General features: G+C 60.8%; 25 protein-coding genes. 22 read left to right on the top strand and 3 right to left on the bottom strand.

What is annotated here, in order from left to right:
* The first annotated feature begins 16 nt into the window (after positions 1 to 16).
* The 5 genes from AB7933_RS25405 (at position 17) to AB7933_RS25385 (ending at position 5435) form a co-directional block, all read left to right on the top strand.
* Positions 17 to 838 (top strand): SDR family oxidoreductase, encoded by an 822-nt coding sequence (locus tag AB7933_RS25405; RefSeq protein WP_024076942.1) that lies wholly within the window; start codon positions 17 to 19, stop codon positions 836 to 838.
* A gap of 36 nt (positions 839 to 874) precedes the next feature.
* Positions 875 to 1861, top strand: a complete 987-nt coding sequence (locus AB7933_RS25400) for a substrate-binding domain-containing protein (RefSeq protein ID WP_024076941.1) — start codon at positions 875 to 877, stop codon at positions 1859 to 1861.
* A complete protein-coding gene (araG, locus tag AB7933_RS25395) occupies positions 1858 to 3357 on the top strand; it encodes an L-arabinose ABC transporter ATP-binding protein AraG (RefSeq protein ID WP_024076940.1) in 1500 nt (499 codons plus the stop codon). Before AB7933_RS25400 ends, araG begins: the two co-directional genes overlap by 4 nt.
* Positions 3358 to 3376: 19 nt before the next feature.
* Positions 3377 to 4342 carry an L-arabinose ABC transporter permease AraH gene (gene araH / locus AB7933_RS25390; protein ID WP_024076939.1) on the top strand — a complete coding sequence of 322 codons (966 nt, stop codon included), beginning with the start codon at positions 3377 to 3379 and terminating at the stop codon, positions 4340 to 4342.
* A 289-nt stretch (positions 4343 to 4631) separates the two neighbouring features.
* Positions 4632 to 5435, top strand: coding sequence for an IclR family transcriptional regulator (locus AB7933_RS25385; protein ID WP_024076938.1), 804 nt, complete (start codon positions 4632 to 4634; stop codon positions 5433 to 5435).
* On the opposite strand, the gene AB7933_RS25380 is transcribed toward AB7933_RS25385, so the two are convergent.
* Positions 5436 to 6488: an NAD(P)-dependent alcohol dehydrogenase gene (locus AB7933_RS25380; protein WP_024076937.1), complete on the bottom strand. Its 1053-nt coding sequence runs from the start codon at positions 6486 to 6488 to the stop codon at positions 5436 to 5438.
* Positions 6489 to 6670: 182 nt separating this feature from the next.
* Between AB7933_RS25380 and AB7933_RS25375 the strand changes: the two genes are divergently transcribed.
* Positions 6671 to 7564: an AraC family transcriptional regulator gene (locus tag AB7933_RS25375; RefSeq protein ID WP_024076936.1), complete on the top strand. Its 894-nt coding sequence runs from the start codon at positions 6671 to 6673 to the stop codon at positions 7562 to 7564.
* Between the two features lie 108 nt (positions 7565 to 7672).
* Here AB7933_RS25375 and AB7933_RS25370 read toward each other — a convergent pair whose 3' ends face one another.
* Positions 7673 to 9337 (bottom strand): electron transfer flavoprotein-ubiquinone oxidoreductase, encoded by a 1665-nt coding sequence (locus tag AB7933_RS25370; RefSeq protein ID WP_024076935.1) that lies wholly within the window; start codon positions 9335 to 9337, stop codon positions 7673 to 7675.
* Between the two features lie 533 nt (positions 9338 to 9870).
* Between AB7933_RS25370 and AB7933_RS25365 the strand changes: the two genes are divergently transcribed.
* The 15 genes from AB7933_RS25365 to AB7933_RS25295 all read left to right on the top strand — a co-directional run bounded on the left by AB7933_RS25365 (position 9871) and on the right by AB7933_RS25295 (position 21596).
* Positions 9871 to 10620, top strand: coding sequence for an electron transfer flavoprotein subunit beta/FixA family protein (locus AB7933_RS25365; RefSeq protein WP_024076934.1), 750 nt, complete (start codon positions 9871 to 9873; stop codon positions 10618 to 10620).
* A gap of 2 nt (positions 10621 to 10622) precedes the next feature.
* Entirely contained in the window at positions 10623 to 11552 is a 930-nt protein-coding gene (locus tag AB7933_RS25360) for an electron transfer flavoprotein subunit alpha/FixB family protein (protein WP_024076933.1), read from the top strand.
* 188 nt (positions 11553 to 11740) lie between these two features.
* Positions 11741 to 12556 carry a substrate-binding periplasmic protein gene (locus tag AB7933_RS25355; RefSeq protein ID WP_024076932.1) on the top strand — a complete coding sequence of 272 codons (816 nt, stop codon included), beginning with the start codon at positions 11741 to 11743 and terminating at the stop codon, positions 12554 to 12556.
* Between the two features lie 9 nt (positions 12557 to 12565).
* Complete coding sequence (locus AB7933_RS25350; RefSeq protein ID WP_024076931.1) at positions 12566 to 12928, top strand: DUF4398 domain-containing protein; 363 nt, start codon at positions 12566 to 12568, stop codon at positions 12926 to 12928.
* Complete coding sequence (locus tag AB7933_RS25345; RefSeq protein WP_024076930.1) at positions 12925 to 13740, top strand: OmpA family protein; 816 nt, start codon at positions 12925 to 12927, stop codon at positions 13738 to 13740. The genes AB7933_RS25350 and AB7933_RS25345 overlap by 4 nt, the downstream gene beginning before the upstream one ends.
* Positions 13741 to 13991: 251 nt before the next feature.
* Positions 13992 to 15431, top strand: a complete 1440-nt coding sequence (locus AB7933_RS25340) for a PLP-dependent aminotransferase family protein (protein WP_024076929.1) — start codon at positions 13992 to 13994, stop codon at positions 15429 to 15431.
* A gap of 103 nt (positions 15432 to 15534) precedes the next feature.
* On the top strand, positions 15535 to 16026 hold the full coding sequence (locus AB7933_RS25335) for a hypothetical protein (RefSeq protein ID WP_024076928.1): 492 nt from the start codon (positions 15535 to 15537) through the stop codon (positions 16024 to 16026).
* Positions 16027 to 16187: 161 nt separating this feature from the next.
* A complete protein-coding gene (locus AB7933_RS25330; protein ID WP_024076927.1) occupies positions 16188 to 16442 on the top strand; it encodes a YkgJ family cysteine cluster protein in 255 nt (84 codons plus the stop codon).
* A 41-nt stretch (positions 16443 to 16483) separates the two neighbouring features.
* Positions 16484 to 17089 carry an START domain-containing protein gene (locus AB7933_RS25325; protein WP_024076926.1) on the top strand — a complete coding sequence of 202 codons (606 nt, stop codon included), beginning with the start codon at positions 16484 to 16486 and terminating at the stop codon, positions 17087 to 17089.
* A 103-nt stretch (positions 17090 to 17192) separates the two neighbouring features.
* A complete protein-coding gene (locus AB7933_RS25320) occupies positions 17193 to 17429 on the top strand; it encodes a hypothetical protein (protein WP_041161285.1) in 237 nt (78 codons plus the stop codon).
* A 230-nt stretch (positions 17430 to 17659) separates the two neighbouring features.
* A complete protein-coding gene (locus AB7933_RS25315; protein WP_015885395.1) occupies positions 17660 to 18001 on the top strand; it encodes a ribonuclease E inhibitor RraB in 342 nt (113 codons plus the stop codon).
* A 24-nt stretch (positions 18002 to 18025) separates the two neighbouring features.
* The gene (locus AB7933_RS25310; RefSeq protein ID WP_144113513.1) at positions 18026 to 18361 is read left to right on the top strand and encodes a hypothetical protein; all 336 of its coding nucleotides are present in this window, start codon (positions 18026 to 18028) and stop codon (positions 18359 to 18361) included.
* Positions 18362 to 18431: 70 nt separating this feature from the next.
* Positions 18432 to 19841, top strand: coding sequence for a circularly permuted type 2 ATP-grasp protein (locus AB7933_RS25305; RefSeq protein ID WP_024076924.1), 1410 nt, complete (start codon positions 18432 to 18434; stop codon positions 19839 to 19841).
* Positions 19842 to 19845: 4 nt separating this feature from the next.
* On the top strand, positions 19846 to 20796 hold the full coding sequence (locus AB7933_RS25300) for an alpha-E domain-containing protein (protein WP_010563770.1): 951 nt from the start codon (positions 19846 to 19848) through the stop codon (positions 20794 to 20796).
* Positions 20793 to 21596 (top strand): transglutaminase family protein, encoded by an 804-nt coding sequence (locus tag AB7933_RS25295; RefSeq protein ID WP_024076923.1) that lies wholly within the window; start codon positions 20793 to 20795, stop codon positions 21594 to 21596. The genes AB7933_RS25300 and AB7933_RS25295 overlap by 4 nt, the downstream gene beginning before the upstream one ends.
* A 269-nt stretch (positions 21597 to 21865) precedes the next feature.
* Here AB7933_RS25295 and AB7933_RS25290 read toward each other — a convergent pair whose 3' ends face one another.
* Positions 21866 to 22672, bottom strand: a complete 807-nt coding sequence (locus AB7933_RS25290) for a c-type cytochrome (RefSeq protein WP_024076922.1) — start codon at positions 22670 to 22672, stop codon at positions 21866 to 21868.
* A gap of 637 nt (positions 22673 to 23309) precedes the next feature.
* On the opposite strand from AB7933_RS25290, the gene AB7933_RS25285 reads away from it, so the two are divergent.
* Entirely contained in the window at positions 23310 to 24515 is a 1206-nt protein-coding gene (locus AB7933_RS25285; protein ID WP_024076920.1) for an acetyl-CoA C-acetyltransferase, read from the top strand.
* The last annotated feature ends 7 nt before the right edge of the window (positions 24516 to 24522 follow it).

Here is a 24522-nt window from a genome sequence, read left to right as displayed (position 1 = left end):
TAAAACAGGTGAAGCGATGCAGGCACAACCGTTGTCACTCCCCGCCGTACCCGAGCCGACTTACGGCGATCGGCTGAAAAACAAGGTGGTGATCGTCACTGGCGCCGCCCAAGGCATTGGCGAGGCGATCGTTGCCTGTTTCCAGGCCCAGCAGGCGCGCCTGGTGATCGCGGATATCCAGGGCGCAAAGGTCGAGGCTGTCGCTGCCCATTGGCGTGAACGCGGCGCCGAAATCCATGCACAGCCCGTCGACATCACGTCCAAGGAGCAGTGGCAGGCGTTGGTCAATGTGGCCATCGAGCGCTTTGGCCGCGTGGATGTGCTGGTCAATTGTGCCGGGGTCAATGTGTTCCGCGACCCTCTGGAAATGACCGACGAAGACTGGCGCCGCTGCTTTGCCATCGACCTCGACGGCGCGTGGTACGGCTGCCGCGCAGTGTTGCCGCACATGATCGAGCAGGGCCTCGGCAACATCATCAACATCGCTTCCACCCATTCCAGCCACATCATTCCCGGCTGCTTTCCCTATCCCGTCGCCAAGCACGGCCTGCTCGGCCTGACCCGCGCCCTCGGTATCGAGTACGCGCCCAAGGGCATCCGCGTGAATGCCATCGCGCCGGGCTATATCGAGACCCAGCTCAACGTCGACTACTGGAACGGCTTCCCCGACCCGCATGCCGAGCGCCAGCGCGCGTTCGACCTGCACCCGCCCAAGCGTATCGGCCAGCCCATCGAGGTGGCCATGAGCGCGCTGTTCCTGGCCACTGACGAGGCGCCTTTTATCAACGCCACCTGCCTGATGATCGATGGCGGGCGCTCCGTGATGTACCACGACTAGACGTCGCCGCCCCAATAACAACAAGAGGTGCCATTCATGAAAAAAGGAATACGCGTTCTCGCCGCCGCTATTGCGTTAAGCGGCTTCAGCGCATTGGCCTGTGCCGAAGAAGTGAAGATCGGCTTCCTGGTCAAGCAGGCGGAGGAACCCTGGTTCCAGACCGAATGGGCCTTTGCCGAAAAGGCCGGCAAGGACCAGGGCTTTACCGTGATCAAGATCGCCGTGCCGGACGGTGAGAAAACCCTCTCGGCCATCGACACCCTGGCCGCCAATGGCGCCAAGGGCTTTGTCATCTGCCCGCCGGATGTGTCCCTGGGCCCGGCAATCATGGCCAAGGCCAAGCTCAATAACCTGAAAGTGCTGGCGGTGGACGACCGCTTTGTCGACGCCAAGGGCAAGCCCATGGAAGACGTGCCCTACGTCGGCCTGGACGCCTACAAGATCGGCCAGAAACAGGGCGAAGCCATGGCTGCGCAAGCCAAGCAGCGCAACTGGGACTGGAAGGACACTTACGCGGTCATCAACACCTTTGACGAGTTGGAAACCGGCAAGAAACGCACCGACGGTTCGGTGGAGGGCCTCAAGGCCGCCGGGTTGCCGGCCGACCATATCCTGTTCAGCGCACAGAAAACCCTCGACGTCCCCGGTAGCATGGATTCCACCAACTCCGCCTTGGTCAAACTGCCCCGTGGCGCGAAAAACCTGATCATCGGCGGTATGAACGACAGCACCGTGCTCGGTGGCGTGCGCGCCACCGAAAGCGCCGGCTTCAAGGCGGCGAACGTGATCGGCGTGGGCATCAACGGCACCGACGCCATCGAAGAACTGAAAAAATCCGACACCGGTTTCTACGGCTCGATGCTGTTGAGCCCGGATGCCTCCGGCTATAAAACGGCCACGGCGATGTTCGAGTGGGTAACCAAAGGGACTGAGCCGGCCAAGTTTACCGCCCTGGATAACGTGACGCTGATCACCCGCGCCAACTTCAAGGCTGAACTGAGCAAAATAGGGTTGTGGAAATGAACGGGGCGGCTCTGCGGTTCGACGGCATCGGCAAGGAATTTCCCGGGGTCAAGGCGCTGGCGCAGATTAGCTTTGAAGCGCGTCCGCACCAGGTGCATGCGCTGATGGGGGAGAACGGTGCGGGTAAGTCGACCCTGCTGAAAATCCTCGGGGGGGCCTATATTCCCAGCAGCGGCACGGTGCATATCGGCGAGCAGGCCATGGATTTCAAATGCGCCGCCGACAGCATCGCCAGCGGCGTCGCGGTGATTCACCAGGAACTGCACCTGGTACCGGAAATGACTGTCGCGGAAAACCTGTTCCTCGGGCATTTGCCGTCGCGCTTCGGCGTGGTCAATCGTAGCCTGCTGCGCAAGCAGGCCCTGGCCTGCCTCAAGGGCCTGGCCGATGAAATCGACCCCGAGGAGAAGCTCGGGCGCCTGTCCCTGGGCCAGCGCCAACTGGTGGAGATCGCCAAGGCCCTGTCCCGCGGCGCCCATGTGATTGCGTTCGACGAGCCCACCAGCAGCTTGTCCGCCCGGGAAATCGACCGCTTGATGACCATCATCGGACGCCTACGGGACGAGGGCAAAGTGGTGCTCTATGTGTCCCACCGCATGGAAGAGGTATTCCGCATCTGCAACGCGGTGACGGTGTTCAAGGACGGCCGCTACGTGCGCACCTTCGACGACATGAGTGCGCTGACCCACGACCAACTGGTGACGTGCATGGTCGGTCGCGATATCCAGGACATCTACGACTATCGCCCGCGTGAGCGCGGTGATGTGGCGCTGAAGGTCGACGGCCTGCTCGGCCCTGGCCTGCGCGAACCGGTGAGTTTCGCGGCGCACAAGGGCGAGATCCTCGGCCTGTTCGGGCTGGTCGGCGCCGGGCGGACCGAGCTGTTGCGCCTGCTCAGCGGGCTGGAACGCAGCAGCGCCGGGCAGTTGCAATTGTGCGGTGAACCGCTGCAACTGCGTTCACCGCGCGATGCCATCGCCGGCGGCGTGTTGCTGTGCCCTGAAGACCGTAAGAAGGAAGGCATTATTCCGCTGTCCAGCGTCGCGGAGAACATCAACATCAGCGCCCGTGGTGCCCACGCATCGTTCGGCTGGTTGTTGCGTGACGAGTGGGAAACCGGCAACGCCGACCACCAGATCAAGGCGATGAAGGTCAAGACGCCGAACGCGGAGCAGAAAATCATGTTCCTCTCGGGCGGCAATCAGCAAAAGGCCATTCTGGGTCGCTGGCTGTCGATGCCGATGAAGGTCCTGCTGCTGGACGAACCGACGCGAGGCATCGATATCGGCGCCAAGTCGGAGATCTACCAGATCATCCATAACCTGGCGGCCAGCGGTATTGCGGTGATCGTGGTGTCCAGCGACCTGATGGAAGTGATGGGCATCTCCGACCGCATCCTGGTGATGAGCGAAGGCGCCCTCACTGGCGAATTGACCCGCGATCAAGCGGATGAAGCACGGCTGCTGCAACTGGCTCTCCCGCGTTCGCGGGCTTGAAGAATAAGAGGGTTTGGGTATGTCTCAGGTAAAAACTGCAAAGGGCTTCTGGCCGGGTTTCAACCAGCGCAAGTTTCTCGATGATTGGGTCATGCTGTTGGCAGCCCTGAGCATCTTTGTGCTCAGCGCACTGTTCATCGACAATTTCCTTTCGCCGCTGAATATGCGCGGTCTGGGCCTGGCGATTTCCACCGTGGGTATTGCGGCGTGCACCATGCTGTTCTGCCTGGCCTCGGGGCACTTCGACTTATCGGTGGGCTCGGTGATCGCTTGCGCCGGCGTGGTGGCGGGGATCGTGATCCGCGACACCGACAGCGTGGTGCTCGGCGTGTCCGCGGCGTTGGCCATGGGCCTGGTGGTGGGGCTGATCAACGGCATCGTGATCGCCAAGTTGCGCATCAATGCATTGATCGCGACCTTGGCGACCATGCAGATCGTGCGCGGCCTGGCCTATATCTTCTCGAACGGCAAGGCCGTGGGGGTGATGGACGAGCGCTTCTTCGTGTTCGGCAACGGCCAATTGCTGGGCGTGCCGGTGCCGATCATTATCACCGTGCTGTGCTTTGTGTTCTTCGGCTGGCTGCTCAACTACACCACCTATGGGCGCAACACCATGGCCATTGGCGGTAACCAGGAAGCGGCGTTGCTCGCCGGGGTCAACGTCGACCGCACCAAGATCATCATCTTTGCCGTTCACGGCTTGATCGGCGCGTTGGCTGGGGTGATCCTCGCCTCGCGCATGACCTCGGGCCAGCCGATGATCGGCCAGGGCTTCGAGCTGACGGTGATTTCGGCGTGTGTGCTGGGTGGGGTGTCGTTGAGTGGTGGCATCGGCATGATTCGCCACGTGATTGCCGGGGTGTTGATCCTGGCGATCATCGAGAATGCGATGAACCTGAAGAATATCGATACCTTCTACCAGTATGTGATCCGCGGTTCGATCCTGTTGCTGGCGGTCATCATCGACCGCATGAAGCAGCGCTAGACCGAATACCTCAGGCCCCCTGTGGGAGGGGGCTTGCCCGAATGCCGTTCAGTTAAGCGTACATCGCCTTCTGTAGGAGCGAGCTTGCTCGCGAAAAACGTCAACGATCACGCGTGTTTCCTGAATCAACGCGGCGCCTGTGAGTTCTTCGCGAGCAAGCTCGCTCCTACAAAAAAGCCTTAGCTGAACGGCATTCGGGCAAGTCCCCTCCCACACTTGGATCGACGCTGTGTTCGCGTTCAGCATTTGCCATAATGGCGCCGTTTTCGTACTTCCCAATAGGCCCGATATGCAGGAAACCGCCCACACCCCCGTCAAAGACGCCGCCCCCACCGGCACCCAGACCCTGCTGCGTGGCCTGGGCGTCGTGCAAGCGGTGGCCGCGGGTGCGCGGGATCTCAAGGAGATCGCCAAGCGCATCGGCACCACCCGCAGCACCACGCACCGCCTGGCCAGTTGCCTGGTGGACGAGCGTTACCTGCGCGTGGTGCCGCAAGTGGGTTACCTGCTGGGGCCGAAGCTGATCGAGCTGGGGTTCCAGGCGCGCGAAGAGTTGCCGTTGGTCAGCCTGGCCGTGCCTTACCTGGACGAACTGTCGGCCCTCACCGGTGACACCATTCACTTGGCCATCCGTGAAGACGACGACGTGCTCTACCTGCACAAGAACCCTGGCCGCTACGGCCCGGAAATGCGCTCGCGGGTGGGTCATCGCATGCCGTTGGCGCGGACCGGGGTCGGCAAGGCGATGTTGCTGGATGACACCGCCGAGGAGTGGCAGCGCCTGTACCAGGCCAGTTTTCCGCAGGGCGGCAAGAGCCAGCAGTGGCCGCAGCACCCGGAGCAATCCTGGGCGCAGTTCGAGCAGCGCATGTGTGAATACGTGGCGGGAGGGTATGCGTTCGATCTGGAAGACAACGAACCGTCGATCCGTTGCGTGGCGGCACCGGTGCGCGATGCCAGCCGGCGTATCGTCGCCGGCATCAGCATCGCCAGTACCGTGCCCTACATGCCACTGGAGAAAATGGCCGAGCTGATCCCTGTGATCAAACAGGTCGCAGCCCGGCTGTCTGCGGAGTTGGGCGCGAAAGCCTGATCAGGCTTTCAGGGTCGCCATGTCGATGACAAAGCGGTACTTCACGTCACCGGCGATCATGCGGGTGTAGGCCTCGTTGATCTGACGGATATCGAGCATTTCGATGTCGCAGGTAATGCCATGCTCAGCGCAGAAATCCAGGACTTCCTGGGTTTCGGCAATGCCACCGATCAGCGAGCCGGCCAGGACTTTACGACCCAGCACCAGCTTGGCGGCGTTGACGGGCGGATCTACCGGCTCGATCAAGCCGACCAGGATGTGCACGCCGTCAAAGCGCAGTACATCCAGGTAGGGGTTGAGGTCGTGTTGCACCGGAATGGTGTCCAGCAGGAAGTCGAAGTGCCCGGCGGCGGCTTTCATCTGTGCGGCGTCGGTGGACACGATCACATGGTCGGCGCCCTGGCGACGGCCTTCTTCGGCCTTGCTCGCGGAGCGGGTGAACAGGGTCACCTCAGCGCCCATGGCCTTGGCGAACTTGATGCCCATGTGGCCCAACCCCCCCATGCCGAGGATGCCGACTTTATCGCCGGCCTTCACGCCGTAGTGCTTGAGTGGTGAATAGGTGGTGATACCGGCACAGAGAATCGGTGCGGCGCTGGCCAGGTCGAGCTTGGCCGGGATCTTCACCACGAAATGTTCGCTGACCACGATGCTGTCGGAGTAGCCGCCCATGGTGTTGCTGCCATCGACCCGATCCGGGGTGGCATAGGTCATGGTCGGGCCTTCGAGGCAGTATTGCTCCAGGTCCGCCTGGCACGCGTCGCAGTGGCGGCACGAATCGACCATGCAACCGACGCCGACCAGGTCGCCGACTTTATGCGCGGTGACGCTGGTGCCGACGGCGGTGACTTTGCCGACAATCTCATGGCCCGGCATCAGCGGGTAGACGGCAATGCCCCATTCGTTGCGGGCCTGGTGGATGTCGGAATGGCATACGCCACAGTAGAGAATCTCGATTGCCACGTCATCGGCGCGCGGGCTGCGGCGTTCAAATGACATGGGGGCGAGGGGAGTGGTGGCCGATTGGGCGGCATAACCGATGGCGGTATACATGGAGAAAACCTCGCAGAAGCAGTGACAGATGAGGCGGGCCATTCTCCGCGCCACCCCCAGGTGCGGCCATGGCGATTGCTCCGAGTCTCATGCCTATTCCTCCGGGAGTGCCCCGGGTTTGGATCTATGTGTCGCCAGACCTGCGATGATGTTCCCATCCCTTTTTCGCGAAGTTTTTTGCCATGTTGTTGACCCGCCATCTCGACGCCAATGCCACGCTGGTTTCCTTGATTGAGGGGCTGACGTCCTGCGACGGTTTTTCCCCGACCCACCTGCCTGGTGTGCAAGTGCTGCGCGCCAGTTGCGATGTGGCACGTGGCCCGCAGATCTATGAGCCGAGCCTGATGTTCGTGGCCCAAGGCAGCAAGGTCGCCTACCTGGGCCCGCGCACCCTGGAGTACGGCGCCGGGCATTACCTGATCCAGGCGATGCCGGTGCCGTTCGAGTGCGAGACCTTCGCCCTGGCGCCCGGTGCGCCGTTGCTGGGTGTGACGGTGGGGATTGACCGGGTGGTGCTGGGGGAGTTGGTGATGGCCATGGGCATGCAGGCCGGTCCGCCGCCGACGGCGCAGACCTTGGAGTCGATGAGTTCGGTGGTGCTCGACGATGCGATGCGCGGCTGCGTCGAACGGCTGTTGCAGTGCCTGCATGATCCGCTGGAGAGCCGGATCATGGGGCCCGCGCGGGTGCGGGAATTATTGTTCACCGCACTGCGCGGGCCACAGGCCGATGTGCTGCGCGCGTTGGTGGAACAGCAGGGGCAATTTTCGCGAATCGCCACCTCGTTGAATCACCTGCATGCCCATTTCGCCGAGCCACTGAATATCGAGACGCTGGCGGGGTATGCGCACATGAGCGCGTCGACGTTTCATGAGCATTTCAAACGTTGCACGCTGTTGTCGCCGGTGCAGTACCTCAAGCGCTTGCGCTTGCTCAAGGCCCAGCAATTATTGCTGGTGGAAGGCATGGGGGTGGCGCAGGCGGCGCATAGCGTGGGGTATCAAAGTACGTCGCAGTTCAGCCGCGAGTACAAACGCTACTTCGAGCGCAACCCCGGCGAAGAGCGGGCTGCATAGTCATGTCAGGCAACAGCACAATCCAACTGTGGGAAGGGGGCAACCCCTCCTACAGTTGATCGAGTTTGATTCCATAAAAAAGGCTCCCGTTTGGGAGCCTCGTTTGGCTTACATATTCGGGTAAGTCGGCCCGCCCGAGCCTTCCGGCGTGACCCAGGTGATGTTCTGCGAAGGATCCTTGATGTCACAGGTCTTGCAGTGCACGCAGTTCTGGGCGTTGATCTGGAAGCGCTTCTCGCCATCTTCCTTGGTCACGACTTCATACACGCCAGCCGGGCAGTAGCGTTGCGCCGGTTCATCGTAGAGCGGCAGGTTGGTGCCGAGCGGGATGCTGGGGTCTTTGAGCTTCAAGTGGCACGGCTGTTCTTCTTCGTGGTTGGTACCGGAGATGAACACCGAGCTCAGCTTGTCGAAGCTCAACTTGCCGTCGGGCTTGGGGTAGTCGATCTTCTGGCAGTCCTTGGCCAGCTTGAGGCACGCATAGTCGGGCTTGGTGTCGTGCAGGGTGAACGGCATCTTGCCACCCAGGATGTTCTGGTCGAACCAGTTGAAGCCGGCGCCGATGATCGGGCCGAACTTGTGCATCGCCGGGCCGAAGTTGCGGCTGGCGAACAGTTCTTCGTAGAGCCAGCTGGCCTTGAAGCTGTCGACGTAGTTGGTCAGTTCGTCGCCGCCTTCGGATTCGGCAAACAGGCGTTCGGCCACGGCGTCGGCAGCGAGCATGCCGGACTTCATCGCGGTGTGGCTGCCCTTGATCTTGGCCACGTTCATGGTACCCAGGTCGCAACCGATGAGAGCGCCGCCCTTGAACACCATTTTTGGCAACGAGTTGATGCCGCCTTTGGCCAGGGCGCGGGCGCCGTAGCTGATGCGCTTGCCGCCTTCGAGGTACTGGGCCAGCACCGGGTGGTGCTTGAGGCGCTGGAACTCATCGAACGGCGACAGGAAGGTGTTGCTGTAGGACAGATCGACGATCAGGCCCACAACGACCTGGTTGTTTTCCAGGTGATAGAGGAACGAGCCACCGGTGTTCTCGTTGCTCATGATGTCCAGCGGCCAACCGGCGGTGTGCACCACCAGGCCAGGCTGATGTTTGGCCGGGTCGATTTCCCAGATTTCCTTGAGGCCGATGCCGTAGTGCTGGGCGTCGGCGTCGCTGTCCAGCTTGAAGCGCTGGATCAGTTGCTTGCCGATATGGCCGCGGCAGCCTTCGGCGAACAGCGTGTATTTGCCGCGCAGTTCCATGCCTGGGGTGTAGACGCCTTCTTTGGGATGGCCTTCGCGGTCGACGCCGAGGTCGCCGGTGATGATGCCGCGCACCACACCGTTTTCGTCGAACAGCGCTTCCTGGGCGGCGAAGCCTGGGTAGACTTCCACGCCAAGGTTCTCGGCCTGCTGGGCCAGCCAACGGCACAGGTTGCCCAGGGAGATAATATAGTTGCCTTCGTTGTGCATGGTCTTGGGCACAAAGAAGTCAGGCACCTTGGTCGAGGTGTCGGCGCTGCGCAGTACATAGATGTCATCGCGCACCACCGGGGTGTTGAGCGGGGCGCCGAGTGCTTTCCAGTCCGGGAACAGTTCGTTCAGGGCGCGGGGTTCGAACACGGCGCCGGAGAGGATATGAGCGCCGACTTCGGAGCCTTTTTCGACCACGCAGACGCTGATTTCCTTACCGGCTTCGGCGGCCTTCTGCTTCAGTCGGCAGGCGGCGGACAGGCCCGCCGGGCCAGCGCCGACGATGACCACGTCGAATTCCATGTATTCGCGTTCCACAGGCTATCTCCTACTCAAGGCTCAACAGGCTTTTTTTCTAATGGGTGGAGGTTAGGTGTCATAACCGTCATCGCTGCTTTAAACAGCAGGGTATGACCCACCTTTCTCTCTAGGTGGCGCATTATATCTACACCACTCCCAGCGTCCAATACAAACGTTTGTTTGAATTGCTTGGAGGCTAGGTAAATCAAAGCAACGCGGCTTATGACTGACCATTTTGCCGTATTGACCAGAATAGGTGTTCCGGTCAATATACGGTCGGTTTTGCGCTTAGCGTAGGCAGACTGTAGGTTTCAAGAGCACGTCCAAAAGCAGGGCGAAGGCAAAACGGGTGACGCGCGTGCAAAAGATGGCGCGCAGTTTACACGCCGCGAGAAAGAATGACCTCCCAGTCACCACTGACGAACGGTCATCACTGGCCTGTCGCGGTGTCATTCGCCGACGTTTTTGGAGGTGCCCTTGTGTGCCGATGAGCATCAACCGCCAGGTTCGCCTAGGCGACTTTCTTTTCACCGGAGAGTAACGAGGAATCCATGAAGGTTCTTGTAGCTGTCAAACGCGTTGTCGATTACAACGTGAAAGTTCGCGTCAAGGCGGACAATTCCGGCGTCGACCTCGCTAACGTCAAGATGTCGATGAACCCTTTCTGCGAAATCGCTGTGGAAGAAGCTGTACGCCTGAAAGAGAAAGGCGTTGCGACTGAAATCGTCGTGGTTTCCATCGGCCCGACCACTGCTCAAGAGCAGCTGCGTACCGCCCTGGCACTGGGTGCCGACCGCGCCATCCTGGTTGAGTCCGCTGAAGAGCTGACCTCCCTGGCCGTGGCCAAGTTGCTCAAGGCCGTTGTCGATAAGGAACAGCCTCAACTGGTGATCCTTGGCAAACAGGCCATCGACAGCGACAACAACCAGACTGGCCAGATGCTGGCTGCGCTGACCGGTTACGGCCAGGGCACCTTCGCCTCCAAAGTCGAAGTGAGCGGCGACAGCGTGGCTGTCACCCGCGAAATCGACGGCGGCGCGCAGACAGTTTCGTTGAAACTGCCGGCCATCGTCACCACCGACCTGCGTTTGAACGAGCCGCGCTACGCGTCCCTGCCGAACATCATGAAAGCCAAGAAGAAGCCTCTCGAAGTGCTGACTCCGGATGCTTTGGGCGTTTCCACTGCCTCCACCAACAAGACCGTCAAAGTCGAAGCGCCGGCTGCACGCAGCGCGGGTATCAAGGTCAAGTCGGTGGCTGAACTGGTCGAGAAACTGAAAAACGAAGCGAAGGTAATCTAACAATGACTATCTTGGTAATCGCTGAACACGACAACAAGGTGCTGGCTCCGGCCACCCTGAACACCGTGGCTGCTGCCGCAAAAATCGGTGGCGACATTCACGTGCTGGTTGCAGGCCTTGGCGCTGGCGCCGTGGCTGAAGCCGCTGCGAAAATCGCTGGCGTGAGCAAAGTCTTGCTGGCTGACAACGCCGCCTACGCGCACCAGTTGCCTGAAAACGTTGCCCCTCTGGTCGCAGAGCTGGGTGCCGGCTACAGCCACATCCTGGCCGCCGCCACCTCCAACGGCAAAAACATCCTGCCGCGCGTTGCTGCGCAGTTGGACGTTGACCAGATCTCCGAGATCATCTCGGTTGAAAGCGCCGACACCTTCAAGCGCCCGATCTACGCCGGTAACGCCATCGCAACCGTACAGTCCAACGCTTCGGTCAAGGTCATCACCGTGCGCGCCACCGGCTTCGACCCAGTGGCTGCCGAAGGTGGTTCGGCTGCCGTTGAAGCCGTCGCCGCTGCCCACGACGCTGGCACTTCCAGCTTTGTTGGCGAAGAGCTGGCCAAGTCGGATCGCCCTGAGCTGACCGCTGCCAAGATCGTCGTATCGGGCGGGCGTGGCATGCAGAACGGTGACAACTTCAAGCACCTGTACGCCCTGGCCGACAAGCTGGGCGCGGCGGTCGGCGCTTCCCGTGCAGCCGTCGACGCAGGTTTCGTACCCAACGACATGCAGGTCGGCCAGACCGGCAAGATCGTTGCGCCACAGCTGTACATCGCCGTCGGTATCTCCGGCGCGATCCAGCACTTGGCCGGTATGAAAGACTCCAAAGTGATCGTTGCGATCAACAAGGACGAAGAAGCACCGATCTTCCAAGTGGCCGATTACGGCCTGGTGGCGGACTTGTTCGAAGCCGTACCTGAGTTGGAGAAGCTGGTCTAATCCAGCCGCTTCACTTATAAAGAGCCCGGTCTTTGGACCGGGCTTTTTTTTGAATACCCCAAAACACGGTAGGAGCGAGCTTGCTCGCGAAAAACTCACAAGCACCGCGTTCATCCAGGATGCGCGCCATCGCTAACGTTTTTCGCGAGCAAGCTCGCTCCTACAATAATCCTACGGAGAACCTCGCCATGGAACTGCGCCCCTGGGCCGTACTGCTGGGCTTCACGCTGCTGCCAGGCCTGGCGCTTGCCGCCGGTAAATGCGAGCGCCTGGTGATCACCGGCAGCCCGGATGCGCCGCCTTTGCTCTGGCGCGATCCCCAGGACCCCACGCACCTGATAGGTGCCACCGCCGATGTGCTGCAACAGGTGGCCAAGGACCTCGGGCTGAAAATCGACCTGCTCTACGGCGGCAAGCGCTCCATGGCCCTGGATGAAGTGCGCAGCGGGCGCATGGACCTCCTTGCCGATGCCCCGTTGAACCTGGGTGAGCTGAACAACCTCGATTACATCCACCCGGCGCTGGTGCAGACCGATTACCTGGTCTGGACCCGCAAAGACTCAAAGCTGGCCTATACCACCGCGGCCGACCTGCACGGTCACCAGGGTGCAGTGTCGGAACGGGCACGATTGAGCCGCGACTTTGAAACCTTCGCCAGCCAGCAACTGAGCCTGCAACGCATGCCCACGTTGACCCCGGCGTTCCAGAAACTGCTGTTAGGGGAGGTGGACTATGTGTTGGCCGGACGCTACTCGGGCATGGCCATGGCCCAGACCTTGGGCATGAGCAATGACCTGGTCGCTCGCGACGTTCCCGTCGACCAGCCCGGTCTGTACCTGGCGATTTCCCACAACTCGGCCTGCAATGATCCGTGGCTGCGCGGACAGCTGGCTAAAAAGATGACAGAATTGTCCGGGTCTGGTGTGACGCAAGCTGCGCTACAGCGCAACCTCGAGCGCTGGAAAGCGCAATTGCAACAACCCGTCGGCACCCCAACACAGTAGGGATTTCCAGTGATTTTTCGACCTCTTTTAGCGGCCCTCGCCGTCGTTGCTCTGGCGGGATGTGCAGCCGATCCTGCGCCGAATGAACAAATACGCCTCACCCAGCAAGCGTTGGAACAAGCCAACGCCGTGGGTGCCAACACCGATGAATCGCCCGAACTGAAACTGGCCGAAGACAAATTCGCCCAGGCCAAGGCCGATATGGCCGACCAATCCTACAAGGACGCGCGCATGCAGGCCGAACAGGCCGAGCTGGATGCGCGCCTCGCCGAAGCACACGTGCTGACCCGCAAGAGCCAGGAACAACTCAACGTGCTCAATACCCGCATCACCCGCTTGCGCAAGCAATTGCAGTTGGGAGAAGCCCAATGAGCCCGATGATCCGTGGTTTGAGCTGTGTATTGCTGCTGGGCAGCGCGGCGCTGGGCGGCTGTGCCAGCCACCCGAATGGCGAACTGGCCCTGCAACAGGCGGGCAGCGATTTCCAGAAGGTCAAGGAAGACGCGAATGTGCTGCGCTTTGCGCCCAAAGACGTGATCCGCGCCGGTGAATCCCTCGCCCGTGCCGATCGCCTGTCCAGCTATTGGGGCAGCGGTGCCGACGTGGTGCATTACGCTTATCTTAGCCAACGCTATAGCGCGATCGCCCGCGAACACACCGAGCAGGCGCTCAACCAGGAGCGCGGCGCCAAGCTTGAACTGGAACGCCAGCGCTTGCAGCTGGCCCTGCGTGAAAGCAAGTTGATCAGCGTGCAGCAACAGGGCAAATGGCTCGAAGAACAGATCGCCAGCCTGGCCACCACCCAGACCGATCGGGGCCTGGTGATGACCCTGGGGGATGTGTTGTTCGACACCGGTGAAGCAGAGCTGAAAAACTCGGCCAACCGCACGGTGTTGAAGATCGTGCAGTTCCTGCAACTGAACCCCAAGCGCGTGGTGCGCATCGAGGGTTACACCGACAGCACGGGCGGCGAGCAGGAAAACCTCAAACTGTCCCGCGACCGCGCGCAATCGGTGGCGGACGTGCTGGTCGACCTGGGCATCGACGAAAAACGCATCCAGGTCGAAGGCTACGGCGATCAGTACCCGGTGGAAGCCAACGCTTCCGAGCGAGGCCGCGCGCAGAACCGTCGGGTGGAAATCGTGTTCTCCGACGCCAAAGGCCAGTTGGGCGCCGCTCGCTGAAGCGTTGCGCCGTTCAAAAATGTGGGAGGGGGCTTGCCCCGATGACGGCGTGTCAGTCAGCGAAACTGTTGACTGAACCCCCGTCATCGGGAGTAAGCCCCCTCCCATATTTGTTTGGGGTACACCCTCACAGTTTTTGCTGTCACTGCGGTCCGCGCTCGACTATTGTGGCAACTGTCCCCGTACACTTCTAAACTGTGCCGGTATGTTTCACACAAAAATAAAATACCCGTGAAATCGAGTGCTGCGTCATGACCAATCTGTTGCTTTACCAACGTATCGCCCAGCAACTGGCTGAGGATATCCGGCGCGGTGTCTATCAGCCGGGCGAGCGCGTGCCTTCGGTGCGCAAGATGAGCTCCCAGTTGAATGTCAGCCACGCCACGGTGTTGCAGGCTTACGCCAACCTGGAAGACCAGGGGTTGATCCGCGCGCGCCCGCAGTCCGGGTATTACGTGCACCAGACGCCCGCGCTCACGGCGCCTACGCCGGATATCGCGCGGGTCGAGCGCCCGGGGCTGGTCACCCGTAGCAGCATCATCCAGCAGGTGTTGGTGGAGTCACGTCGCGAAGGCGTCTTCCCGCTGGGCGCCGCCGTGCCGAGTGTCGATTACCTGCCAGTGCGCGCGCTGCACCAGCAGTTGGCCAAGGTCACACGCTTCCAGAGCCCACGCGCGTTCAGCTATATGTTCAGCCCTGGTTTCGAACCGTTGCGTCGCCAGGTGGCGATCCGCATGCGCGATGCCGGCGTGGTGGTCGACCCGTCCGAAGTGGTGATCACCCACGGTTGCGTCGACGCGTTGCAGATGTCGTTGCGCGTGTTGACCCGTCCAGGCGACCTGATCGCCGCCGAATCGCCGACCTATTACGGTTTGTTGCAACTGGCCGACCTGCTCGGCCTCAAGGTTATCGAGATCCCCAGCGACCCGGCCACAGGCATGAGCCTGGAAGCCCTGCAACTGGCAGCCAACCAATGGTCGATCAAGGCCCTGGTGCTGACCACGCGCCTGAGCAACCCCCTTGGCGGCACCATGCCTGAGGAGCGACAGAAACAGTTGCTGCGCCTGGCCTCGGATTTCGATATCCAGATCGTCGAGGACGATATCTACGGCGAGCTGATGTTCGAACTGGGTCGCACCAAGGCCCTGAAAGCCTATGACCGTCTGGATCGGGTGATCTACTGCTCGAGTTTTTCCAAGACCTTGTCCCCCGGTGTGCGCATCGGTTGGATGATCGCCGGCAAATACCAGCAGGAAATCCAGCGCCTGCAGATGTTCAGCACCCATTCGGCATGCAGTGTCACCCAGATGGGCGTCGCCGCGTACCTGGAGAACGGTGGCTACGACCGGCACCTTCGCTACATCCGTCAGGAATACCGCAAGAACCTCAGCGCTTTCCAGCTGGCGGTCCAGCAGTATTTCCCCGAAGGCACGCAGATGACCCGGCCTAACGGCGGTTTTATCCTGTGGGTCAGTTTGCCCGGGCGGGTCAATACCCAGGAACTGCATGTACGTGCCCTGCAACAGGGCATCAGCATCGCCCCGGGGCTGATCTTCAGTAACACCGAACAGTTCAACCACTGTATTCGCTTGAACTGCGGCACGCCGTGGAACCGCGAGGCAGAGCGCGCACTGATGACCCTGGGGATGTTGGCCAGCCAGTTGTGCCAGGAAACCGCAGCCGGTTTTTAGGCGCCCAAATGGGGCGGTACCGATCGCCGGCTGATCACCGCGCTTGTCATGCCGCGCACAACAAGCGAGCATATGGCCCTCTGCCGTTAATGCTGTTGGCGATATGACCTCTATTTTTCGTGCCTTTTTGGTGATTAGCCTCTTAAGCCTTGGCAACGTCGGCACTGTACTGGCGGCGACCCCTGTGCCGGGAGCCGCACCCGCAGTCAGCACCGAGCAGAAGACCCCTGCGAAAAAGCCGGCACCTGCGAAAAAAACCGCGCAGGCCAAGAAGAAAGCGGCCACGACGAAAAAACGTGCGCCGGTCTCGAGCAAGTCCAAGTCGGCTCGCGAAGTGGCTCAGACCCAATTGCCACCGGCACAGTTGGACTTGTCCTTACCCTCGGACATGGTCAGGCACTTGCAACCCATTGGCACCATGGCCCAGCCGAGGAACGTGCCTCTGCTGCCGCCGATGTTTGGCGAAAAGCCATCCGATAACAGTGCGTTCCAGATCAACGGCCGCTTGCTCAGCAATGAGATGAGGCTGCAACTGCGCAACGAAGAGCGCCGCGAAGTCGAAGGCGCCGCGCTGGATTTCGAGTTCAAGCAGTAGACTTTCCGTCAAAGGTGACTTCGTCACTCGACCATCTGTCGCAGACTGGTCGGTCACTTTTGTTTTCTGCGAAAAACCCCTGTTAGACCATTTTAAAACGGCTGTTTAAGGGCGTAATCTAGCCCGGCCATCCCTATTGAGTCGTCGAGGACCTGCTGGTCATGAAATGCCGTGAAGGCTGTGGCGCCTGTTGCATCGCCCCCTCCATCAGTTCACCGCTGCCAGGAATGCCCCACGGCAAACCCGCGGGCGAACGCTGCCTGCACCTGTCGGTCGAACAGCTATGCCTGCTGTTCGGCCGACCGGAGCGGCCGGCGGTGTGCAGTGATTTCAAGGCGGATATCGAGGTCTGCGGCACCGACCAGGCCGATGCGATCCGGTTGATCGGCTGGTGGGAGCAGATGACGGCGGCTTGATGGGCTTTACTATCGGAACTTCAACAATAAGGAATACAACAATGGGTTCGCTGAAACGAATGGCTGTGTTGTGCGGTTTTACGGTGTTGTTTGCTGCTACTGCTCAAGCTGAGGATTGGCAGGTCGCCAAGGACGAAGACGGCATCAAGGTGTCGCTGAGCGAAATTGCCGGCTCCAAGTACAAGGCATATCGCGGTGTGACCGTAGTCAAGGCGCCGGTGGCCAAGATCGTGGCATTGCAGGAAGACGTGGCTGGCGCCTGCAAATGGATTCATGAGTGCAAATCGCAAAAACTGCTCAAGAAGGAAGGCGACAAGAGCTGGACCTATACCCAGTTCAAGGCACCGTTCCCGGTGACCGACCGCGATTCCATTCTGGAAATCACCACCTCCACGGCCGCCGACGGTAGCGTGACTCGCAAGCTGCTGGAAGTGCCGACCTACCAGCCGGAAGTGAAGGGCTACGTACGCGTCGCCCAGGTGGAGGGTTACTGGAAGCTGGTGCCCAAAAACGCCAATGAAACCGAAGTCACCTACCAGGTGCACACCGAGCCAGGCGGCAGCGTGCCTTCGTGGCTGGCCAACAAGTTCGTGGTCGACGCCCCGTTCAACACCTTGAAAGCCCTCAAGGAACGCGCTGAGCAGTAAGCGCAGTTGATCCGGTGCCTCCGACCTTGAGTGGAACGTTTGCCAGGCCCTCAAGGTCCAGATAGAGGTAAGCCCACACATGGGTTTTATCGAGGAGGCACCGATGCAAAAGTGGCAGATTACTTTCGTTGATGATCACGGCGTGCAGTCCGTGGAGCAGTTCACCTGCGAACAGAAGCCCAGCCTCGAAGACGCTGCGCACATGATTCGTAACAAGCTGGTGCCAGTGGCTGCCGAATTGAACCTCAATGACCTGGAAGGTCGTAAACCCGAGCCCACGGTCAAGATCCTCAAAGACCAGAACAGTATCCAGATCCTCGACATCTCTCCTGCTGTCTGAACATTTCCTGTATGCCTTTCAAGCGCCTCTGGTGGAGGTGATAGCTTCGCGCTACTCTGCAAGCGAGATCAGCGAATGAATCGCTAAGGTCTGGTCTTGTCAGCTACATGCTTGTTTTCCAGCGGTGATGTCATTGCCCCAGGTGATGTGATTGCCGTAGCCCCGCGCCAGTAGGGCGCGGGCTTGGGGAAGCACGGAAAGTCTATCCATCGGTCTGAGGAGGACGTTTCATGAGCACAGCCTATCAAGAAGACATCAGCACCAACGTTCTGCGCCGTATGAAAGAAGGCGGGTTCGATTTTTCACGGTTCCACCCCATCGAGTTCTACGCCATTTTCCCGGATGAGGAGAGGGCGCGCAGGGCTGCGGGTGAATTTCGTGGCGAATCGCTGAATGCCCAGGTCAGCGCGCGCGACGATGGTGCCTGGTACTTGGAACTGAGCAAGATCATGTTTGCAACCTACGACGGCATAGGAGACTTCGAGCAGGACTTTGAGGCGGTGGTCGAGCCCTTGGGCGGGATCATCGAGGGATGGGGGGTCAAGCAGGAGGTGCGTGGCTTACCCATGTAAATTTCCATCATGTAGTCAGGTTTTATGAGCAGCGAAGTGTATCGGCTGACCTTTTGGGTCGGCCGATTTTGTTTGGGCGCCAATAAAACTATTCGGAACTTGCGCGTGTTTTTTGGGCACCAAAAAAAAGCCACCCGAGCAAGGTGGCCTAAAGGGAAGAGCGGTTCGCTGACGTGGCAGGACGCATCCTGTTCAGCCGATGGGGACGATTATCCGCAGGCTTGGCCGGGCAGTGAAATCAACTCTGGCTATGCTGTTGATAGTCAAAGCCCGCCTTGTGATGAAGCAATGGGCATGACGCCGGGCGTTCTGCGCACCAGGAAGGTGCGACATGGCGCTTCTATTAATTCAACGGCTTGATTTATAAGTGTTTATGCCGCTGGCACGGGCCTTGCGATGGTTCTTGCGTCCGGGTGACAAGGAGTTCGGCATGATCCGCACTTATTACGACGAAATGTACGATGGGGCAGGGCAGGTCCGCCCTCACTACCGCGAGTTCGCCCGTTGGTTGGCTGAAACCCCTGCTGAACTGCTGGCGCAGCGCCGGCGCGAAGCCGATTTGCTGTTTCACCGCGCCGGGATCACGTTCACCCTCTATGGGGACGAGCAGGGGACCGAGCGCCTGATCCCCTTCGACACCATTCCCCGCAGTATTCCCGCCAGTGAATGGCGGATTGTCGAACGTGGCTGTATTCAACGGGTCAAGGCGCTGAACATGTTTCTCGCCGACCTGTATCACGATCAACGCATCATCAAGGCCGGGATTATTCCCGCCGAACAAGTGCTGGCCAACGAGCAATACCAATTGGCCATGCAGGGCCTGGACCTGCATCGCGATCTGTATTCCCACATCTCTGGGGTCGACCTCGTACGCGATGGTGACGGCACCTACTACGTGCTTGAAGACAACCTGCGTACACCGAGCGGTGTCAGCTACATGCTCGAAGACCGCAAGATGATGATGCGCCTGTTCCCTGAACTGTTCGCCGCCCAGCGCATTGCGCCAATCGATCACTACCCCAACTTGCTGCTCGACACCCTGAAAAGCTCCAGCCCCCTGGATAACCCCAGTGTGGTGGTACTGACGCCGGGGCGCTTCAACAGCGCATTCTTCGAACATGCTTTCTTAGCCCGGGAAATGGGGGTGGAGCTGGTGGAGGGCGCCGACCTGTTCGTGCGCGATGACCGCGTGTTCATGCGCACCACCGACGGGCCCAAGGCGGTAGACGTGATCTATCGACGGCTCGATGATGCATTTCTCGACCCGCTGGCTTTCAACCCGGACTCCATGCTCGGTGTGCCCGGCCTGCTGGCGGCCTATCGTTCCGGCAATGTGGTGCTGGCGAATGCTATCGGCACCGGGGTAGCGGATGACAAGTCGGTGTACCCCTTCGTCACCGAGATGATCCGTTTTTACCTGGATGAAGAACCGATCCTGAAGAACGTTCCGACCTTTCAATGCCGCAAGCCCGACGAACTGTCCCACGTGCTGGCCAACCTGCCGGACCTGGTGGTCAAGGAAACCCAAGGCTCCGGCGGTTACGGCATGCTTGTCGGTCCGGCGTCCACGGCGGCGGAAATCGAAGCCTTCCGCGCGCGCATCAAGGCCAAGCCCCACGCCTATATCGCGCAACCGACCTTGTGTTTATCCACCTGCCCGACGTTTGTCGAAAACGGCATTGCGCCGCGCCATATTGACCTGCGCCCCTTCGTGCTCTCCGGCAAGGAGACCCGCGTAGTGCCCGGTGGCCTGACCCGCGTGGCCCTGCGCGAAGGGTCGCTGGTGGTCAATTCGTCCCAGGGCGGCGGCACCAAAGACACCTGGGTGGTTGAGGACTGATGCCATGTTGAGTAGAACTGCCTCGGATTTGTACTGGATGTCGCGCTACCTGGAACGCGCGGAAAACCTCGCGCGCATGCTCGATGTCAGCTATTCGTTGTCGCTGATGCCCCAGGACGGGCGCGGCGACGGCTTGCATGAGTTGGCCATGCCGTTGTTGATCACCGGCACCTTGGACGATTACCACGAACGCCACGGCGAATTACACGCCGAGCGCCTGTTGCACTTCTTTGCCCTGGACGCCGCCAACCCGGCGAGCATCTACAGCTGCCTGGGCGCCGCGCGGGCCAGTGCCCATGCGGTGCGTGGGCGTATTACCGCCGACATGTGGGAAAACATCAACGCCACCTGGCTGGATATTCGCGATATCGCCCAGCAGGGCTTGAGCCGCTACGGCATGAGCCGGTTTTGTGAATGGGTCAAGGAGCGTTCCCATCTGTTCCGGGGCGCGACCTACGGCACCATCATGCGCAACGACGCTTTTCGCTTTATCCGGTTGGGCACCTTTATCGAACGCGCCGACAACACCCTGCGCCTGCTGGATGCGCGCTATGAAATGGCCGGCGACCAGGCCGAAGCAGTCACCGATGGCACGGCCCACGCGTACTACCAGTGGAGTGCCTTGCTGCGCGCATTGTCGTCGTTCGAGGCCTATACCGAGATCTACCGGGACGCCCCCGGCGCGCGCCAAGTGGCGGAGTTGTTGCTGCTGCGCGCCGATGTGCCGCGTTCACTGCGGGCCTGCAGCGAAGAGATCGACCAGATCCTTGCCAGCCTGCCCGGCCTCAATGGTCGCCCGGCCCAGCGGTTGGCCGCGGAGATGGACGCGCGCCTGCGCTTTACCGCCATCGATGAAATCCTCGAGGAAGGCCTGCACGCCTGGCTGACCGACTTTATCCCCTTGGTTCGCCAGTTGGGCGACGCCATCTACAGTTCTTACCTGGAGGCGGCATGAGACTCTCCATCAGTCACGAAACCACTTACCACTATGACGACCAGGTTCGCGCGAGCATCCAGTACCTGCGCCTTACGCCCCACGATAGCGAGCGCCAGCACGTACTCAGCTGGCAATTGGAATTGCCACGCCCGGTGCGTGCCCAGGTCGACCCGTTCGGCAATATCCTGCATGTGCTGACCCTGGACGAACCCCACGATGCCATCATCATTGGCGCCCGTGGCCAGGTGGATATCGACGAACTGCGCGAGGCCGAGCACGAAAGCCAATCGGCCTTTCCGTTCCTGCGCAGTACCCGCCTGACCGAACCCGACGACGCCCTGCGCCGCTTTGCCGAACAGCACTGCCACCAGCGTCGCGACCGTACGGCGCTGATCGACCTGATGCATGCGCTCAACCAGTCGATGGTCTATACGCCGGGCGCCACCGAAGTCGACACCAGCGCCGCCCAGGCCTTCGCGGGCCGGGCGGGCGTGTGCCAGGACCACACCCACGCGTTCCTGGCCTGCGCACGCAGCCTGGGGATTCCGGCGCGGTATGTGTCGGGGTATCTGTACACCGAAGACAGCACCCACCTGGCCAGCCACGCCTGGGCCGAAGCCTGGCTGGATGACGCCTGGTACAGCTTTGACGTGACCAACCAATTGGCCCGCCCCGAACGGCATTTGAAACTGGCCGTGGGCCTGGACTACCTCGACGCCTGCCCAGTGCGCGGCATGCGTCGTGGCGGTGGGCATGAGCAGATGCATGCCAAGGTGAGCGTGGCGCCGACGCCGGTGATCTCAGTCCAGCAGCAGTAGTCCGCTTCCACCGGTCTACCTCCTCTGGCGAGCGGGCTTCGGGCTTGTTGTGGCGAGCAGGCTTGTTGTGGCGAGCGGGCTTGCCCCGCGTTGGGCTGCGAAGCAGCCCCAATAAAGCAGAATGCGGTGTATCAGATATGGCCGGGATGGCTGGTTTTAGGGCTGCTGCGCAGCCCAACGCGGGGCAAGCCCGCTCGCCACAAAGTACCCGCTCGCCACAACAAGCCCGCTCGCCACAGCACATCCGCTGCTACAGAGATTGGGTAGATTCAGGGTTGTTGCTTGCGCCCGGCCATATGCTTCAAATACCCCACCAACAACGCCAGCTCGTTATCCGGCAACACACTGACGGCGAACGCTGGCATCTTTGCCTGCGGCCAGCGCCTCAGGCTCTGCGGGTCGCGGATATAGCGCTTGAGGAAATCGCCGCTGAAATACTCGGTGGGGTTGTAGGGAATATTCAGGTCCGGCCCTACCTGCGCATCGCCGCCACCATTGAGGCGGTGACAGGCCAGGCAGTTTTTCTGGAACAGCGCAAAGCCCTGGTTCACCGGGTCATCGGCCGCCAGTTTCGGGTCGGGTAACAGCGCGGGAAAACGTTCGGCCACGGTCTTCAATTGCTTGATCGCGGAAACCTGGAACGGCCACTGTTCCGGGCTGATAGGCCCGGCCTGCGGGTCGGTCCACACCAGGTAAAACGGCCCGGCGCTGGGTTTGCCGTCGGCCAGCGCGGGCCATGGGTGAGCGGGGTCTTCCACCGCGAGCCAGGCGCGGGCGCCGCTTTTTTGCAACAACGGCGCGGCCGTCAGTTCAGCGGCGAATCCATCAAGGGCCACGGCTTGCAGATGGTTTTCCGGCTTGAGGCCCGGTAGGAGCGCCGCCAGCGGCACTGCGCGATAGGTCATGTTGCGTTTGTAGGACACGTCATCAACGATCTGCACCGTCTGCGCCTCGGGAAGCTTGAGCAGCTCGGCGGTCTGCCAGGTCCTGCTGGCGTGGTCCAGTTCAATGGTCAGTTGCGCGGCCGAGGCGGGCAGGGCCAGGAGCAGCGCGAGGAAGGCTAGCGACGGTTTCAAGAGAGAGGTCCGGACGAAAGGGGGATGGAACCTACGATAGCGCAAATGCGCACGCAAAACGGCAGCTCCTGGCAGGACCGCTATAAGCAATGTCCCGACAGGTGCTGCCAAAAACTGCAATCCTGATGTACAGAATGGGGCATGTGATTCGTCAGCCAATAACCTTGGTGAGGTTGGGCAGGATCAGAATCAGTGTGGTGGCGAACAGAATAAGTCCCGCCTGACGTACTTTCGTGTGCTTGAACATGGCTGACTGCCTTTTGTTGTTATTCCTGAGCGTCAAATGCGTGCCGGTGTAGGTCAGTATCGCAACGTGACGTGTCGCTTTTCTTACAGTTGCTCCAGCAAAACCCGGCAGCAACGTCTTACTGATTGAACCTTAGAGCCCTCGTTCTGCATGGCTTAGATCCATTTCATATCAGCTAATCGCAGTTACTGATTAAAACGCTATGAGGCCTATCGCCATCTTGGCGCCAATGCCTTGGCTAGACCGCTAAAACGATTAATCAGGCGAATCCTGTAGCTCCCTACCGTTCGTCCGAGCGTGGGGGTCAAAACCTATGAGCGCATCCGTCATTGAAACCGTGTCAATCGGGCCTAAGGTAAGGGCACTACAGCGCAATGGTTCGAGGACGTCATGACCCAAGCTTTGATCTTTGATGCGATACGCACGCCCCGTGGCAAAGGCAAGGCCGAGGGTGCCCTGTACAGTGTCAAGCCGGTGAATCTGGTGGCGGGGTTACTCAAGGCGCTGGCCCGGCGCAGTGACCTCGACACGCATCAGGTCGATGACATCGTCCTCGGTTGCGTCACCCCGGTGGGCGACCAGGGCGCCGACATCGCCAAGACCGCCGCGCTCGTGGCCGACTGGGACATCAGCGTCGCCGGCGTGCAAATCAACCGCTTCTGCGCCTCGGGCCTGGAGGCGGTGAACCTCGGCGCGATGAAAGTGCGTTCCGGCTTTGAAGACCTGGTGGTGGTCGGCGGCGTCGAGTCCATGTCCCGCGTGCCCATGGGCAGTGACGGCGGCGCCTGGGTGCTCGACCCGCACACCAATATGCACTGTCACTTCACGCCCCAAGGCATTGGCGCGGATTTGATCGCCACCCTGGAAGGTTTCAGCCGTGAGGATGTCGACGCCTTCGCCCTGCACTCCCAGCAGAAAGCGGCCAGGGCGCGCGCAGACGGTTCCTTCAACAAATCGCTGATCGCGGTGCAGGACCAGAACGGCATTGTGTTGCTGGACCATGACGAGTTTATCCGTGGCGACTCCACCCTCGAGGGGCTGGGCAAACTCAAGCCCAGTTTCGAAATGATCGGGCAGATGGGGTTTGATGCCACCGCACTGCGGGTCTACAGCCACGTGGAGCGCATCCACCATGTGCACACCCCGGGCAACAGCTCCGGCATTGTCGACGGCGCCGCCTTGATGTTGATCGGTTCCGAGGCCAAGGGCCGTGAACTGGGCCTGCGGCCGCGGGCGCGCATCGTGGCGACGGCGGTCACCAGCACCGACCCGACGATCATGCTGACCGGCCCTGCACCGGCCACGCGCAAGGCCTTGGCCAAGGCAGGTTTGCGGGTCGAGGACATCGACCTGTTTGAGGTCAATGAAGCCTTCGCTTCGGTGGTGCTCAAGTTCATCAAGGACATGCGCATCGACGCCGCCCGGGTCAATGTCAACGGCGGGTCTATCGCCATGGGCCACCCGCTGGGCGCCACCGGCTGCGCGATCCTCGGCACCCTGCTCGACGAGCTGGAGGTGCGCCAGCAGCGTTACGGCCTGGCCACTCTGTGTGTCGGCGGTGGCATGGGCATCGCCACCATTATCGAACGCCTCTGAGCCCAAG

The organism is Pseudomonas gorinensis (assembly GCF_042015035.1).
GTDB classification, from domain to species: Bacteria; Pseudomonadota; Gammaproteobacteria; order Pseudomonadales; family Pseudomonadaceae; genus Aquipseudomonas; species Aquipseudomonas gorinensis.
The sequence above is the reverse complement of the archived record's forward strand: the minus strand, read 5'-3'. Positions and strand labels throughout refer to the sequence as shown.

Excerpts from the sequence above, each read along its gene's own strand:
- AB7933_RS25405 (WP_024076942.1), top strand. The coding sequence starts at position 17 with ATGCAGGCACAACCGTTGTCACTCCCCGCCGTACCCGAGCCGACTTAC.
- AB7933_RS25400 (WP_024076941.1), top strand. The coding sequence starts at position 875 with ATGAAAAAAGGAATACGCGTTCTCGCCGCCGCTATTGCGTTAAGCGGC.
- araG (WP_024076940.1), top strand. The coding sequence starts at position 1,858 with ATGAACGGGGCGGCTCTGCGGTTCGACGGCATCGGCAAGGAATTTCCC.
- araH (WP_024076939.1), top strand. The coding sequence starts at position 3,377 with ATGTCTCAGGTAAAAACTGCAAAGGGCTTCTGGCCGGGTTTCAACCAG.
- AB7933_RS25385 (WP_024076938.1), top strand. The coding sequence starts at position 4,632 with ATGCAGGAAACCGCCCACACCCCCGTCAAAGACGCCGCCCCCACCGGC.
- AB7933_RS25380 (WP_024076937.1), bottom strand. The coding sequence starts at position 6,488 with ATGTATACCGCCATCGGTTATGCCGCCCAATCGGCCACCACTCCCCTC.
- AB7933_RS25375 (WP_024076936.1), top strand. The coding sequence starts at position 6,671 with ATGTTGTTGACCCGCCATCTCGACGCCAATGCCACGCTGGTTTCCTTG.
- AB7933_RS25365 (WP_024076934.1), top strand. The coding sequence starts at position 9,871 with ATGAAGGTTCTTGTAGCTGTCAAACGCGTTGTCGATTACAACGTGAAA.
- AB7933_RS25360 (WP_024076933.1), top strand. The coding sequence starts at position 10,623 with ATGACTATCTTGGTAATCGCTGAACACGACAACAAGGTGCTGGCTCCG.
- AB7933_RS25355 (WP_024076932.1), top strand. The coding sequence starts at position 11,741 with ATGGAACTGCGCCCCTGGGCCGTACTGCTGGGCTTCACGCTGCTGCCA.
- AB7933_RS25345 (WP_024076930.1), top strand. The coding sequence starts at position 12,925 with ATGAGCCCGATGATCCGTGGTTTGAGCTGTGTATTGCTGCTGGGCAGC.
- AB7933_RS25340 (WP_024076929.1), top strand. The coding sequence starts at position 13,992 with ATGACCAATCTGTTGCTTTACCAACGTATCGCCCAGCAACTGGCTGAG.
- AB7933_RS25335 (WP_024076928.1), top strand. The coding sequence starts at position 15,535 with ATGACCTCTATTTTTCGTGCCTTTTTGGTGATTAGCCTCTTAAGCCTT.
- AB7933_RS25330 (WP_024076927.1), top strand. The coding sequence starts at position 16,188 with ATGAAATGCCGTGAAGGCTGTGGCGCCTGTTGCATCGCCCCCTCCATC.
- AB7933_RS25325 (WP_024076926.1), top strand. The coding sequence starts at position 16,484 with ATGGGTTCGCTGAAACGAATGGCTGTGTTGTGCGGTTTTACGGTGTTG.
- AB7933_RS25320 (WP_041161285.1), top strand. The coding sequence starts at position 17,193 with ATGCAAAAGTGGCAGATTACTTTCGTTGATGATCACGGCGTGCAGTCC.
- AB7933_RS25315 (WP_015885395.1), top strand. The coding sequence starts at position 17,660 with ATGAGCACAGCCTATCAAGAAGACATCAGCACCAACGTTCTGCGCCGT.
- AB7933_RS25310 (WP_144113513.1), top strand. The coding sequence starts at position 18,026 with ATGAGCAGCGAAGTGTATCGGCTGACCTTTTGGGTCGGCCGATTTTGT.
- AB7933_RS25305 (WP_024076924.1), top strand. The coding sequence starts at position 18,432 with ATGATCCGCACTTATTACGACGAAATGTACGATGGGGCAGGGCAGGTC.
- AB7933_RS25300 (WP_010563770.1), top strand. The coding sequence starts at position 19,846 with ATGTTGAGTAGAACTGCCTCGGATTTGTACTGGATGTCGCGCTACCTG.
- AB7933_RS25295 (WP_024076923.1), top strand. The coding sequence starts at position 20,793 with ATGAGACTCTCCATCAGTCACGAAACCACTTACCACTATGACGACCAG.
- AB7933_RS25285 (WP_024076920.1), top strand. The coding sequence starts at position 23,310 with ATGACCCAAGCTTTGATCTTTGATGCGATACGCACGCCCCGTGGCAAA.